The sequence below is a fragment of the Streptomyces sp. NPDC041124 genome (assembly GCF_055592385.1).
The window spans coordinates 129579-142228 of the sequence record NZ_JBVIYR010000002.1 but is presented as its reverse complement, the minus strand read 5'-3'; the positions used below and the strand labels follow the sequence as shown (position 1 = coordinate 142228).

Here is a 12650-nt window from a genome sequence, read left to right as displayed (position 1 = left end):
GCCCCGGCGTTCCGTCAAGCCCCTTACGTAAGGAAAGCGAGCACTACGACAGCCATGGCTGAGGCTCAGAACTCCCCCACCTCCGGCTACGCTCCGGCGGGGGGACCCCCGCCCGTGGGTTCCACCACCGCGGGCTCGATCGCGGTGGCCGCCGAGTCGACCGTCGCCACCCGCATGAGCGCGCCCCCGTCCTTCGACGTGGCGGACTTCCCCGTCCCCCACGGCCGGGAGGAGGAGTGGCGGTTCACCCCGCTGGAGCGGCTGCGAGGGCTGCACGACGGCACCGCCACCGCCACCGGCGGGGGCGTCAAGGTCGCCGTCGAGGCGCCCGAGGGCGTCACCGTCGAGACCGTCGGCCGCGACGACGCGCGGCTCGGCCGCGCCGGCACCCCCGTGGACCGCGTCGCCGCCCAGGCGTACTCCGCCTTCGAGCAGGCCTCGGTCGTGACCGTGCCGAAGGAGACCGTCCTCACCGAGCCGATCCGCATCGCGGTGCGGGGCGAGGGCGGCACCGCCTACGGCCACCAGCTGGTCGAGCTCGGCGCCTTCGCCGAAGCCGTGGTGGTCATCGACCACACCGGTGACGCGGTACTCGCCGCCAACGTCGACTTCGTCCTCGGTGACGGCGCCAAGCTGACCGTCGTCTCCGTCCAGGACTGGGACGACAAGGCGGTGCACGTCGCCCAGCACAACGCCCTCGTCGGACGCGACGCCACCTTCAAGTCGGTTGTCGTCACCTTCGGCGGCGACGTCGTCCGCCTCCACCCGCGCGTGGCCTACGCCGGCCCCGGCGGCGAGGCCGAGCTGTACGGCCTGTACTTCACGGACGCCGGCCAGCACCAGGAGCACCGCCTCCTGGTCGACCACAACGTGCCGCACTGCAAGTCCGACGTCGCCTACAAGGGCGCGCTCCAGGGCACCGACGCGCACGCCGTGTGGATCGGTGACGTGCTCATCGAGGCCAAGGCCGAGGGCACCGACACCTACGAGATGAACCGCAACCTGGTGCTCACCGACGGCGCCCGCGTCGACTCCGTGCCCAACCTGGAGATCGAGACCGGCGAGATCGTCGGCGCCGGCCACGCCTCCGCCACCGGCCGCTTCGACGACGAGCAGCTCTTCTACCTGATGGCCCGCGGCATCGCCGAGAAGGATGCCCGCCGCCTGGTCGTGCGGGGCTTCTTCGCCGAGCTCGTCCAGCAGATCGGCGTCCCGGACATCGAGGAGCGGCTGATCGCCAAGATCGAGGAGGAGCTGGAGGCGGCGGTCGGATGACCTTCCAACGCGCCTGCGGGCTCAGCGAGCTGGAGGAGGACACCCCGAAGCGGGTGGAACTCGACGGCACGCCGGTCTCCGTCGTGCTCACCGAGGGCGAGGTGTTCGCGATCAACGACATCTGCTCGCACGCCAACGTCTCCCTCTCGGAGGGCGAGGTGGACGACTGCCACATCGAGTGCTGGCTGCACGGCTCGCGTTTCGACCTCCGTTCCGGCAAGCCCGACGCCCTCCCGGCGACGCGCCCGGTCCCCGTATACCCCGTAAAGATCGAAGGGGACGACGTGCTCGTCTCCGTCACCCAGGAGTCCTGAGGCACCCATGGCAACGCTTGAAATCCGAGACCTGCACGTCACCGTCGAGGCCGACAACGCCACGAAGGAGATCCTCAAGGGCGTCGACCTCACCGTGAAGCAGGGCGAGACGCACGCCATCATGGGCCCCAACGGCTCGGGCAAGTCGACCCTCGCCTACGCGCTCGCCGGTCACCCCAAGTACACGATCTCCAGCGGCACCGTCACCCTCGACGGCGAGGACGTCCTGGAGATGTCCGTCGACGAGCGCGCCCGCGCCGGCCTGTTCCTCGCCATGCAGTACCCGGTCGAGGTCCCCGGCGTCTCGGTCTCCAACTTCCTGCGCACCTCCGCCACCGCCATCCGCGGCGAGGCCCCCAAGCTGCGCACCTGGGTGAAGGAGGTCAAGGAGGCCATGGAGCGCCTCAACATGGACCCCGCCTTCGCCGAGCGCAACGTCAACGAGGGCTTCTCCGGCGGTGAGAAGAAGCGGCACGAGATCCTCCAGCTCGAGCTGCTCAAGCCGAAGGTCGCGGTCCTCGACGAGACGGACTCCGGCCTCGACGTCGACGCCCTGCGCATCGTCTCCGAGGGCGTCAACCGCGTCCGCGAGTCCGGCGAGGTCGGCACCCTGCTGATCACGCACTACACGCGCATCCTGCGCTACATCAAGCCCGACCACGTCCACGTGTTCGCGAACGGCCGCATCGTCGAGTCCGGCGGTCCGGAGCTCGCGGACAAGCTGGAGAACGAGGGCTACGAGGCATACGTGAAGGGTGGCTCCGTGGCCGGAGGCCACTCAAAGGAGGAAGTCGCGTGACACAGCTGCCGGGCCTCCTCGACACAGAGGCGATCCGCAAGGACTTCCCCATCCTGGACCGCCAGGTCCACGACGGCCGGAAGCTCGTGTACCTGGACAATGCGGCGACCTCGCAGAAGCCGCGTCAGGTGCTGGACGCTCTCGCCGAGTACTACGAGCGCTACAACGCCAACGTCCACCGCGGTGTGCATGTGCTCGCCGAGGAGGCCACGGCGCTGTACGAAGGCGCGCGCGACAAGGTCGCGGAGTTCGTCAACGCGCCCTCGCGCGACGAGGTGATCTTCACCAAGAACGCCTCCGAGTCGCTCAACCTCGTGGCCAACATGCTCGGCTGGGCCGACGAGCCCTACCGGGTGGACCACGAGACCGAGATCGTCATCACGGAGATGGAGCACCACTCCAACATCGTGCCCTGGCAGCTGCTCGCGCAGCGCACGGGCGCGAAGCTGAAGTGGTTCGGGCTGACCGACGACGGCCGGCTCGACCTGTCGAACATCGACGAGGTCATCACCGAGAAGACGAAGATCGTCTCCTTCGTGCTGGTGTCCAACATCCTGGGCACGGTCAACCCGGTCGAGGCGATAGTGCGCCGCGCCCAGGAGGTCGGCGCGCTGGTGTGCATCGACGCCTCGCAGGCCGCGCCGCACATGCCGCTGGACGTCCAGGCCCTCCAGGCCGACTTCGTCGCCTTCACCGGCCACAAGATGTGCGGCCCGACCGGCATCGGCGTCCTCTGGGGCCGTCAGGAGCTGCTGGAGGACCTGCCGCCGTTCCTCGGTGGCGGCGAGATGATCGAGACCGTGTCGATGAGCTCGTCGACCTACGCGCCGGCCCCGCACAAGTTCGAGGCGGGCACCCCGCCGATCGCCCAGGCGGTCGGACTCGGCGCGGCGATCGACTACCTGTCGGCCATCGGCATGGACAAGGTCCTCGCCCACGAGCACGCCATCACCGAGTACGCCGTCAAGCGGCTCACCGAGGTCGAGGACCTGCGCATCATCGGCCCCGCCACGGCCGAGGACCGCGGTGCCGCGATCTCGTTCACGCTCGGTGACATCCACCCGCACGACGTGGGCCAGGTCCTCGACGAGCAGGGCATCGCGGTCCGGGTCGGCCACCACTGCGCGCGGCCCGTCTGCCTGCGGTACGGAATTCCCGCGACCACGCGAGCGTCGTTCTATCTGTACTCCACGCCGGCCGAGATCGACGCACTGGTCGACGGCCTGGAGCACGTACGGAACTTCTTCGGATGAGGGGCTGAGGCGTGAAGCTGGACTCGATGTACCAGGACGTCATCCTGGACCACTACAAGAACCCGCACGGGCGTGGTCTGAGGGACGGCGACGCCGAGGTGCACCACGTCAACCCGACGTGCGGTGACGAGATCACGCTGCGCGTGAAGTACGACGGCACGACGATCAGCGACGTCAGCTACGAGGGGCAGGGCTGTTCCATCAGCCAGGCCTCCGCCTCCGTGCTGAACGACCTGCTGGTCGGCAAGGACCTCGCCGAGGCGCAGCGGATCCAGGGGACCTTCCTGGAGCTGATGCAGTCCAAGGGGAGGATCGAGCCCGACGAGGCGATGGAGGAGGTCCTGGAGGACGCGGTGGCGTTCGCCGGGGTGTCCAAGTATCCCGCCCGGGTGAAGTGCGCCCTCCTCAGCTGGATGGCGTGGAAGGACGCGACGGCCCAGGCGCTGGGCGCCGACGCCGAAAGGACAACGGCATGAGCGAGACCGTGGAGATGAAGCCGGCTTCCGAGGAGGAGGTCCGGGAGGCGCTGATGGACGTCGTCGACCCCGAGCTGGGCATCGACGTCGTCAACCTCGGCCTGATCTACGGCGTCCACATCGACGACTCCAACGTGGCGACCGTCGACATGACCCTGACGTCCGCGGCCTGTCCGCTGACGGACGTCATCGAGGACCAGGCGAAGTCCGCCACGGACGGCCTGGTCAGCGAACTGCGCATCAACTGGGTCTGGATGCCGCCGTGGGGACCCGACAAGATCACCGACGACGGTCGTGAGCAGCTCCGGGCGCTGGGCTTCAACGTCTGACACCCGCTCCGCACGGAAGAACGGCGACGCCCCCCCGGGGCGTCGCCGTTCTCGTGCGTCCTGGTGCGGGGGAGCACACCCCACCGCTGCGTACGCTCGTACACATGGGATACCTGCTGCTCGCCGGCGCCATCGCCGCCGAAGTGTGCGCCACCACCGCCATGAAGTACAGCGACGGCTTCAGCAGGCTCTGGCCCTCGCTGCTGACGGTGCTCGGATACCTCGTCTCCTTCGGCCTCCTCGCCCAGACGCTGCGCACCGTCGCCGTCGGCACGGCCTACGCCATCTGGGCCGGGGTGGGCACCGCGGCCATCGCCGGCATCGGCGTGGCGTTCCTGGGGGAGGGGCTGACCGCCGCCAAGGCCGCCGGGATCGCGCTGATCATCATCGGCGTCGTGGTGCTCAACCTGGGCGGCTCGCACTGATGGCCCGGCGCTACGACCCCGAGCGGCGCCGGCGGATCATGGACGCCGCGATCCGGGTCGTGGGCCGCGGCGGCATCGCCGGGCTCAGTCACCGCAGCGTCGCCGCCGAGGCCGACGTTCCGCTCGGCTCCACCACGTACCACTTCAAGACCCTCGACGAGCTGCTGGTCGCCGCCCTGCGCAGCGCCGACGAGGGCTTCGCCGGCATGGTCGCCGCACGCGGCGGCCTCGAGGACCCGTGCACCGACCTGGTGACCTCGCTGGCGGCCCTGATGGGCGAATGGCTCGCCGGTGAACGCACGGGCGTGGAACTGGAGTACGAGCTGTACCTGGCCGCCCTGCGCCGTCCCGCCCTGCGCCCCGTGGCGGCCGAGTGGGGCGAGGGCCTCGTCGAGCGGCTGTCCCGCCGCACCGACCCGGTCACCGGCCGGGCGCTGGTCGCCCTGATGGACGGCATCTTCCTCCAGGTGCTGCTGACCGGCACGCCCTACGACGAGGCGTACGCGCGGGACGTTCTGCGACGGGTGATCCCGGAGGGACGGCGCGGGAACGGTGGACGGGCGCAGGCCGCCGGCGCGCGCACGCCCCGGCGCGGCCCGACCGGCACGTGAGATGCCCGGGGACCGGTTCGCGTCCGTGGGCGCCGGACGGTTAGGTTGCCCTTATGACCGACACGACTGCTCAGAGCACCACCGGCGCAGTGGCCGCCGGCCTCGCCACCCTCGCCGCCGACGGCACCGTCCTCGACACCTGGTTCCCCGCCCCCGAACTCGTGGCCGAGCCCGGCCCCTCGGGCACCGAGAGGCTCTCCGCCGAGCGGGCCGCCGAGCTGCTGGGCGGCGCCGCCACCGCGGCGGTGGGACCGGACGCACGCCGGGGTGTCGAGGTCGTCGCGGTCCGCACGGTCATCTCCTCGCTGGACGAGAAGCCGGTCGACGCGCACGACGTCTACCTGCGCCTGCACCTGCTCTCGCACCGCCTGGTGAAGCCGCACGGCCAGAACCTGGACGGCATCTTCGCCCACCTCGCCAACGTCGCCTGGACCTCGCTCGGCCCGGTCGCCGTGGACGACGTGGAGAAGGTGCGCCTCAACGCCCGCGCCGAGGGCCTGCACCTCGCCGTGACGTCCGTCGACAAGTTCCCCCGCATGACGGACTACGTCGCCCCCAAGGGCGTCCGCATCGCCGACGCCGACCGGGTGCGGCTCGGTGCGCACCTCGCCGAAGGCACCACCGTGATGCACGAGGGCTTCGTCAACTTCAACGCCGGCACGCTCGGCACGTCGATGGTCGAGGGCCGCATCTCGGCCGGTGTCGTCATCGGTGACGGCTCCGACATCGGCGGCGGCGCCTCCACCATGGGCACCCTGTCCGGCGGCGGCAACGTGCGCATCTCCGTCGGCGAGCGGTGCCTGATCGGCGCCGAGGCGGGCGTCGGCATCGCCCTCGGCGACGAGTGCGTGGTCGAGGCCGGCCTGTACGTCACCGCCGGTACCCGGGTCACCATGCCCGACGGCGAGGTCGTCAAGGCCCGTGACCTGTCCGGCGCCTCCCACATCCTCTTCCGCCGCAACTCCGTCACCGGCACCGTCGAGGCCCGCCCGAACAACGCGGTCTGGGGCGGCCTCAACGACGTCCTGCACAGCCACAACTGACCCGCCGTCCGCGCCCCGTACGGGCTACTGCCCGTGACTTCGGGGTCGTTTTGGCAGATGAACGGGTGGACGCAGGTCCGATCAGAAGCCGGAACGACTGACATACGGAAATGGGGACGAACGGGCGATGACGAACGAGTGGGTGCGGGGCGTGCTCCGCTGTGCGGTCGGAGTGATGGCAGTGGCGGCCGTGCTGATGCTGTGCGGCACGCTGGCCGGTTCCGCGCACGCGGACGAGACCAGCACGGCCTCCCACAACGGTCACCGCGTCGGACTGATCAACGCCAACGTCGGTCAGATCGACGATCCCGCGGAGGACGTACTGGAACACTTCCTGCTGTTCGGTGACGGGTACGCCTGGAACTGAGGGGTCGCTCCGGCGGGCCGGACCGCGCCGCGTGGGAACGCGGCGCGGTCCGGCCCGCTCTTTTCGTGAAGTCGCTGTGCGGTGGCATAGCGGGAGCCGTCCGCGCGCGTCCACACAGGCGCGGGGAGCGGACACAGGGCTCGCTCCCGGGTGACGAGAAGGTGACGATGGATGCCGAGGCGCAGGACAGTTTCCGGGAGTTCGTGGCGAACCGGTCGTCCGCACTGCTGAAGACGGCGGTCCTGCTGAGCGGCGGCGACCGGCACGCGGGCGAGGACCTGCTGCAGAACGCGCTGATCAAGGCGGCGGGCCGCTGGCACCGCATCGACGAACCCGAGGCGTACGTGCGGCGGATCCTCTACCGGCAGCAGATCAGCCGCTGGCGGCTGAAGTGGCGCGGGCGTGAACTCAGCGTGGCCGAGCCGCCGGAACCCGGTACGGACGGGGGCTCCGCCTCGGCCGACGCGGAGCTGCGCCTGGTGATGCGGGGTGCGCTGGCCCGGCTGACCGCACGCCAGCGGACCATGCTGGTGCTGCGCTACTTCGAGGACCTGCCCGAGGCCGAGGTGGCCCGCATCCTGGGCTGCTCGGTGGGCACCGTACGGTCCACCACCCACCGCTCCCTGGCCCGGCTGCGCGCGCTCGCGCCCGAACTGCGCTCGCTCGGCGCGTCCGAGGCCGAGCGACGGCCGTCCGGTGACTACCCGCCCGTGGAGGTGCGGTCGTGAACGTCGACGAACTCGTGCGTGACGCGTTGCGTGAGCAGGCGGCGGAACTGACCGCTCCCGGACCGGGATTCGCCGAACGGGTACTGGCGGTGCGGCGGCGCCGCCGGACCCGCGGGCTGGTCTCCGCCGCCGCCGCGCTGACGGCCGTGATCGCGGTCTCGGTGGGGGTGCCCGTGCTGGACGCAGGCGGGGAGGGGGTGCGGCCCTCGGGTGGGGTGGAGCAGGGTGAGGTCATCGCCCGGGCCGGTCAGTCGCCGCCGCGGGATCTGCTGGCCGCCGGGGAGGTGGCGATGGCCGCGTACTTCACCACCGAGAAGGTGCAACTGGCCGAGGACCGCAGGGTTTCCGAGCGCACCTACTGGCTGCTCGACCCGGGGACCGAGAAGTACGAGAAGGACGACCGGTGGTCGTTCGTGGCCGTGGCCCCGGGGCTGAGGACCGCGGCCGTGCTGGAGCGGGAACTGCCCGCCGGGCGCATCGGGCTGCTCGATCTCGCCAGTGGCGAGGTCAAGCGCTGGATCCCGGTCGATCACAAGGTCGCGGGCCTGGCCTTCTCACCGGACGGCCGCAAGCTCGTGGCGACGACGTACGGCGAGAATCCCGATGTGCTGCACAGGATCGAGGACCCGGACGGGTCGGTCGGATGGCAGTCGCGTGAGATGTCGCCCCGGAACGGCTTCCAGGTCGTCGACGTGGCCTCGGGGGCGGGGTCCTGGGTCGAGATCGAGACCAGCAACGACCTGTCCGGCCCGGCAGGCACCATCAACGCGCGCCAGGACTTCGACTTCAGCGCCGACGGCCGCTTCGTGTGGGCGGGGCGGATCTCCATGGAGATTCCCCTGGACTACTTCGACCTCGCCGGCAACGCCGTCGAGCCCCCGCCCCGTGAGGCGCACCGGATCTGGCACGTCGACGCCGGTCTGTCGCCGGACGGACGGAGGCTCGCCGGTGACTTCGCGGGGAAGTCACACCAGACGTCCTCCTGGATCCTCGATCCCCGTACCGGCGAGCAGGTCGCCGAGATCCGCGGGCAGCAGCTGCTGGCCTGGGCCGACGACGAATCGCTCGTCGCCTGGGACATCGGTGCCGACGGCAACGAGTTCCACCAGCGGCTGGTGCTGGTCACCGTGGGCAGCGACAAGGTGGTTCCGCTGAGCGGGTTCCGGTCGCCCAAGGACGACACGAGAGGGCGGTGGGAGCCGGTGTTCGTGCGGCGGTGAGGTGAGTCAGGCGCTGGTCAGGCCGTCGTACGCCGCCCTGAGGCCGTCGGTGGTGAGCCGGTCGGCGGGCCTCAGCGGCGCGCGGACCGGGCCCGCGGGGAGACCCAGGGCGGTGAGGAGGGCCTTCGCGGTGACCGTGCCGGGGAGGCCGTCCGACATCACGGCCTCGATGAGGGGGATCAGCCGCTGCTGGAGGTGCGCCGCGCGGGCCGTGTCGCCGGCGTCGAAGGCGTCCAGTACGCCGCGCACGTGCTCGGGGACCACGTTGGCGACCGTGCTGACACAACCGGCGCCGCCGACCGCGTAGAGGGCGAGGTTGTGCTCGTCGCAGCCGGCGTAGTACGCGAGGTCGGTGCGGGACATCAGCTTCTGCGCCGACAGGAAGTCGTAACTGCAGTCCTTCACCGCCACGATCCGGGGATGCTCCGCGAGGCGCAGCAGGGTCTCGGGTTCGATGCGGGTGCCGGTACGGGCCGGGATGTCGTACAGGGCGAGCGGGAGGCCCGTCGCGTCGGCCACGTGAAGGAAGTGGGCCTCGACCGCGTCCTGCGGCGGACGGCTGTAGTACGGGGCGACCACCAGCAGGCCGTCGGCGCCCGCCCGCTCCGCCGCGCGGGCCAGCTCGACGGTGTGGGCCGTGTCCGGGGTGCCGACGCCGGCGACGATCGTGGCGCGGGTGCCGACCGCCTCGCGCACCGCCGTGATCAGGTCCGACTTCTCGGCGTCCGTGGTGGTGGGGGACTCGCCCGTGGTGCCGGACAGGACCAGACCGTCGCAGCCCCGGGTCACCAGGTGGTCGGCGAGACGCCGCGCGCCCTCCAGGTCGAGCGCGCCGGCGGAGGTGAACGGGGTGATCATCGCGCACAGGGTGCGGCCGAAAGGAGGATGCATGGGGGTAGTGTCGGCCGTCGGCCCGTGAAGTTCCACTTACATGTGATGACGGGTACGCGTAAGCATTGCTTTATGGATAGCGCGGGGTGCGCAGGGGTACTCGGTTCCTCCCGACCCGAGAGGAGGCGCATCGTGACCGGAACCATCGAGCGACGGCCGGTTCGTGACGAGCACAGCGTGGGTGAGCTCGTCGGGCAGGCCACCGAGCAGATCTCACGGCTCGCACGGCAGGAAGTGGCACTCGCCAAGGAAGAACTGGCGGAGAAGGGCCGCCGTGCCGGAAAGGGCGGCGGGATGCTGGGGGCGGCGGGCGCGTTCGGCTACGCCGGGCTGCTGGCGCTGGCCGGGACGGGTGTCGCTGCGCTGGACCTGGTGCTGCCCCTGTGGGCCGCGGCACTCATCGTCACGGGCGTGCTGTTCCTCATCGCCGGTGTGCTCGCCGCCGCCGGCCGCGGGCAGTTGCGACGGGCCACGCCGCCCAAACCGGAGAAGACACTCGGCAGCGTGAAGGCCGACGTGGAGGAGATCAAGGAAAGGGCGCACCGATGACGCACGACGTGAGGGGCGCGGGGCCCGCCGCCGGAGCCCATGTCGACGCGGCCGCGGAGGCCGCCGCGACGGGACGGGGCGCCAAGGGGCCCGACGAACTGCGCCGGCAGATCGAGCAGACGCGACACCAGCTCGGCGACACCGTCGAGGAGCTGGCCGGGAAGATGGACGTCAAGGGGCGGGCGAGGGCGCGGGCCGAGGAGCTGCGGGACCGGGCCGGGGCGATGAAGGTGCAGATGCGCAGCAGCGCCGCGCACGCCGGTGAGGCCGGCAAACGGCACCGCAAGCCGATGATCATCGCGGGTGCCGCGGTCGCCGCGGTGGTGGGCGGCGTGATGGTGTGGCGCCACCGGTGCTGACGGGGCGCGCCATCCGCCCGGCAGACGGTGGGGGAGAGAACGGGCGGCCGTTCTCTCCCCCACCGCCGTGCGCGGCCGTCCGCTACGGGCGGAAGCGCAGGATCTGCGGATCGTGATCGCTGATCTGGTCGTGGAACTCCGCGTTGATGTGCACGCTGTCGTAGCTGAAGCGGCGGATCGACGGGGTGATCAGGATCTGGTCCAGGACCTGGCTGTTGCCCTGGTAGACGTAGGAGTAACGCTCCGGCTTCGGCAGGGACTTGATCGCCGACCAGAGGGTGCCGCGGCCCTCGAGGATGTCGGTGGTCCGCGAGAACTCGAAGTCGTTGATGTCGCCGAGGGCCACGACGTGGGCGTTCTTCTGGGTCTTGAGGACCTTCGCGGTGAAGTCGTGGACCGCCCGGGCCTGGAGGTGGCGCTGGGTCTCCGAACCGCGCGCCGGCGGCTGGTACTGGGACGTCAGGCCCTGGTCGCCGCCCTTCGAGGCGAAGTGGTTGGCGATCACGATGACCGTACGGCCCCGGAAGCTGAACTCGCCGGCCAGCGGCTTGCGGCTGTCGGCGAACGCCTCCGAGGCCGGGTCGACGCGGCCGGGGGAGAGGGTCAGCGCGGCCTTGCCCCGGACCTTGACGACGTCGGTGGGGGTGGTGGCGTCTCCGCCGGGGCGGTCGGTGAAGGAGACCCGCTCGGGGTTGAAGAGGAACGCCTGGCGGATGTTGCCGCCCGGCTGGCCGCCGTCAGCCTTGTCGGCCGGGTCGACGGAACGCCAGTCGTAGCGCGGGCCGCCCGCCGCCTCGATGGCGTCGATCAGCAGGGTCAGGGTCCGGTCGGCGGCCACCGTGCCGTCGTCGGTGGCGCCGTTGTTGTCCTGGATCTCCTCCAGCGACACGATGTCGGGGGACCGGAGATGGTCCACGATCGCGGCGGCGTGCGCGGCGAACGTGTCGTCCGAGGGGTCCAGGTTCTCGACGTTGTACGTCGCGACCGCCAGTTCGGAGTCGTGCTGCGCCCGGGTCGTCTCGCGCCGCAGGCCACCGGAGTCGAGGGTGCCCAGCGTGCTCGCCACCAGCGTGTAGCCGCCGAACTGGTTGTAGTCCAGCGGCCCCGCCGTCGTACCGGTGAGGGTGTCGCCGACGTTCGCGTCGGGGAAGTCGGCCGCCCTGCCCAGCGACTGGATCTGCAGACGCCCGGTGTTCTGGGAGTCGTACGAGCCGTAGACCGTGCCGCCGCGCGCGTTGCGGTGCTCCCACGGCTTCACCGTGACCCACAGCTCCGTGTACGGGTCGGTCGCGCCGACCACCCTGGTGTCCGAGACCTGGACGTTCATGCCCTCCAGGGACTCGTAGAGGTCCAGCGCGTACCGGGCGGGCCGGAGCGGGAGGCCGTTGATGGAGCCGTCGGCGGTGGGCGCGTAGGCGGCCGGGACCGATCTCGCCGTGACCGGCGTCGCGGCCGGCACGGTGTTGCCGCTGGAGAGGACCGTGAAGACCGGGCGGGAGATCTGCGTCAGGGACTGGTTGCCGGACGAGGTGCCGCCGGGGACGTACTCCGTCACCGTGCCCGTGACGCTGACGGAGTCGCCGACCGCGACACCCTGCGGCGTGGAGCCGGTGTAGACGAAGACGCCCTCACTGGTCGCCGGGTCGGAGTCGGGGGTGGGGTCCTGGATCCAGAAACCGCGGGACGAGCCGTAGGTGCGGATGCCGGTGACGATCCCGGTCACCTCGCTGACCTGCTGACCCGCGTACGGCGATATGCGGGTGTCGCCCTGGATGTCATGGATGCGCAGCGAGTCCGCGTGCGCGGGAGAGGTGAGGACGACGGTGGATGCCGCGGTGCACACGGCGGCAACGGTGAGCGCGGCGAGACGCGCGGACGACAAGCTCGGCAACGGATTCCCTCCGGGAACGTGATCTACGCCGGGACGAGGGTGGAGCGTGGGTCACTCCCTGTCTACGCGCGTCAATCTCCAGCCTGGCCAAGCCACTTGTCAAGGTTTCGGCCATGTACG

The 12650-nt window shown here is 70.9% G+C and carries 16 protein-coding genes; 14 read left to right on the top strand and 2 right to left on the bottom strand.

Going from position 1 to position 12650, the window contains the following annotated elements:
* Window positions 1-54: 54 nt before the first annotated feature.
* The 12 genes from sufD (at window position 55) to ACZ6A9_RS04990 (ending at window position 8840) form a co-directional block, all read left to right on the top strand.
* A complete protein-coding gene (gene sufD / locus ACZ6A9_RS05045) occupies window positions 55-1275 on the top strand; it encodes a Fe-S cluster assembly protein SufD (RefSeq protein WP_468978572.1) in 1221 nt (406 codons plus the stop codon).
* On the top strand, window positions 1272-1589 hold the full coding sequence (locus ACZ6A9_RS05040) for a non-heme iron oxygenase ferredoxin subunit (RefSeq protein WP_468978569.1): 318 nt from the start codon (window positions 1272-1274) through the stop codon (window positions 1587-1589). Before sufD ends, ACZ6A9_RS05040 begins: the two co-directional genes overlap by 4 nt.
* A 7-nt stretch (window positions 1590-1596) precedes the next feature.
* Window positions 1597-2388 carry a Fe-S cluster assembly ATPase SufC gene (gene sufC, locus ACZ6A9_RS05035; RefSeq protein WP_468978567.1) on the top strand — a complete coding sequence of 264 codons (792 nt, stop codon included), beginning with the start codon at window positions 1597-1599 and terminating at the stop codon, window positions 2386-2388.
* The gene (locus ACZ6A9_RS05030; RefSeq protein ID WP_468978565.1) at window positions 2385-3641 is read left to right on the top strand and encodes a cysteine desulfurase; all 1257 of its coding nucleotides are present in this window, start codon (window positions 2385-2387) and stop codon (window positions 3639-3641) included. The genes sufC and ACZ6A9_RS05030 overlap by 4 nt, the downstream gene beginning before the upstream one ends.
* Before the next feature lie 11 nt (window positions 3642-3652).
* Window positions 3653-4117, top strand: a complete 465-nt coding sequence (sufU, locus tag ACZ6A9_RS05025; RefSeq protein WP_468978563.1) for a Fe-S cluster assembly sulfur transfer protein SufU — start codon at window positions 3653-3655, stop codon at window positions 4115-4117.
* Window positions 4114-4446 carry a metal-sulfur cluster assembly factor gene (locus ACZ6A9_RS05020; RefSeq protein ID WP_468456583.1) on the top strand — a complete coding sequence of 111 codons (333 nt, stop codon included), beginning with the start codon at window positions 4114-4116 and terminating at the stop codon, window positions 4444-4446. The genes sufU and ACZ6A9_RS05020 overlap by 4 nt, the downstream gene beginning before the upstream one ends.
* Before the next feature lie 104 nt (window positions 4447-4550).
* Entirely contained in the window at window positions 4551-4871 is a 321-nt protein-coding gene (locus ACZ6A9_RS05015) for a DMT family transporter (RefSeq protein ID WP_468978560.1), read from the top strand.
* Window positions 4871-5482, top strand: a complete 612-nt coding sequence (locus ACZ6A9_RS05010) for a TetR/AcrR family transcriptional regulator (protein ID WP_468978557.1) — start codon at window positions 4871-4873, stop codon at window positions 5480-5482. Before ACZ6A9_RS05015 ends, ACZ6A9_RS05010 begins: the two co-directional genes overlap by 1 nt.
* Window positions 5483-5535: 53 nt before the next feature.
* A complete protein-coding gene (dapD, locus tag ACZ6A9_RS05005; RefSeq protein ID WP_468978555.1) occupies window positions 5536-6525 on the top strand; it encodes a 2,3,4,5-tetrahydropyridine-2,6-dicarboxylate N-succinyltransferase in 990 nt (329 codons plus the stop codon).
* A gap of 127 nt (window positions 6526-6652) precedes the next feature.
* Window positions 6653-6892: a hypothetical protein gene (locus ACZ6A9_RS05000; RefSeq protein WP_468978552.1), complete on the top strand. Its 240-nt coding sequence runs from the start codon at window positions 6653-6655 to the stop codon at window positions 6890-6892.
* 167 nt (window positions 6893-7059) lie between these two features.
* Complete coding sequence (locus ACZ6A9_RS04995) at window positions 7060-7620, top strand: SigE family RNA polymerase sigma factor (protein WP_468978550.1); 561 nt, start codon at window positions 7060-7062, stop codon at window positions 7618-7620.
* Window positions 7617-8840: a WD40 repeat domain-containing protein gene (locus tag ACZ6A9_RS04990; RefSeq protein ID WP_468978548.1), complete on the top strand. Its 1224-nt coding sequence runs from the start codon at window positions 7617-7619 to the stop codon at window positions 8838-8840. The genes ACZ6A9_RS04995 and ACZ6A9_RS04990 overlap by 4 nt, the downstream gene beginning before the upstream one ends.
* Before the next feature lie 6 nt (window positions 8841-8846).
* Here the strand turns inward: ACZ6A9_RS04990 and dapA are convergent, their stop codons facing one another.
* Window positions 8847-9731, bottom strand: coding sequence for a 4-hydroxy-tetrahydrodipicolinate synthase (gene dapA, locus ACZ6A9_RS04985; protein ID WP_468978544.1), 885 nt, complete (start codon window positions 9729-9731; stop codon window positions 8847-8849).
* A gap of 132 nt (window positions 9732-9863) precedes the next feature.
* Between dapA and ACZ6A9_RS04980 the strand changes: the two genes are divergently transcribed.
* Together ACZ6A9_RS04980 and ACZ6A9_RS04975 are read left to right on the top strand one after the other, a co-directional pair.
* Entirely contained in the window at window positions 9864-10280 is a 417-nt protein-coding gene (locus tag ACZ6A9_RS04980; RefSeq protein WP_468978540.1) for a phage holin family protein, read from the top strand.
* On the top strand, window positions 10277-10639 hold the full coding sequence (locus tag ACZ6A9_RS04975; protein ID WP_468978535.1) for a DUF3618 domain-containing protein: 363 nt from the start codon (window positions 10277-10279) through the stop codon (window positions 10637-10639). The genes ACZ6A9_RS04980 and ACZ6A9_RS04975 overlap by 4 nt, the downstream gene beginning before the upstream one ends.
* Window positions 10640-10721: 82 nt before the next feature.
* Here ACZ6A9_RS04975 and ACZ6A9_RS04970 read toward each other — a convergent pair whose 3' ends face one another.
* On the bottom strand, window positions 10722-12530 hold the full coding sequence (locus ACZ6A9_RS04970) for an endonuclease/exonuclease/phosphatase family protein (protein ID WP_468978529.1): 1809 nt from the start codon (window positions 12528-12530) through the stop codon (window positions 10722-10724).
* Window positions 12531-12650 lie beyond the last annotated feature (120 nt).

Bases quoted from the DNA above. Each gene is read 5' to 3' on its own strand.
- sufD (WP_468978572.1), top strand. From the start codon at position 55: ATGGCTGAGGCTCAGAACTCCCCCACCTCCGGCTACGCTCCGGCGGGG.
- ACZ6A9_RS05040 (WP_468978569.1), top strand. From the start codon at position 1,272: ATGACCTTCCAACGCGCCTGCGGGCTCAGCGAGCTGGAGGAGGACACC.
- sufC (WP_468978567.1), top strand. From the start codon at position 1,597: ATGGCAACGCTTGAAATCCGAGACCTGCACGTCACCGTCGAGGCCGAC.
- ACZ6A9_RS05020 (WP_468456583.1), top strand. From the start codon at position 4,114: ATGAGCGAGACCGTGGAGATGAAGCCGGCTTCCGAGGAGGAGGTCCGG.
- ACZ6A9_RS05015 (WP_468978560.1), top strand. From the start codon at position 4,551: ATGGGATACCTGCTGCTCGCCGGCGCCATCGCCGCCGAAGTGTGCGCC.
- ACZ6A9_RS05010 (WP_468978557.1), top strand. From the start codon at position 4,871: ATGGCCCGGCGCTACGACCCCGAGCGGCGCCGGCGGATCATGGACGCC.
- dapD (WP_468978555.1), top strand. From the start codon at position 5,536: ATGACCGACACGACTGCTCAGAGCACCACCGGCGCAGTGGCCGCCGGC.
- ACZ6A9_RS05000 (WP_468978552.1), top strand. From the start codon at position 6,653: ATGACGAACGAGTGGGTGCGGGGCGTGCTCCGCTGTGCGGTCGGAGTG.
- ACZ6A9_RS04995 (WP_468978550.1), top strand. From the start codon at position 7,060: ATGGATGCCGAGGCGCAGGACAGTTTCCGGGAGTTCGTGGCGAACCGG.
- dapA (WP_468978544.1), bottom strand. From the start codon at position 9,731: ATGCATCCTCCTTTCGGCCGCACCCTGTGCGCGATGATCACCCCGTTC.
- ACZ6A9_RS04975 (WP_468978535.1), top strand. From the start codon at position 10,277: ATGACGCACGACGTGAGGGGCGCGGGGCCCGCCGCCGGAGCCCATGTC.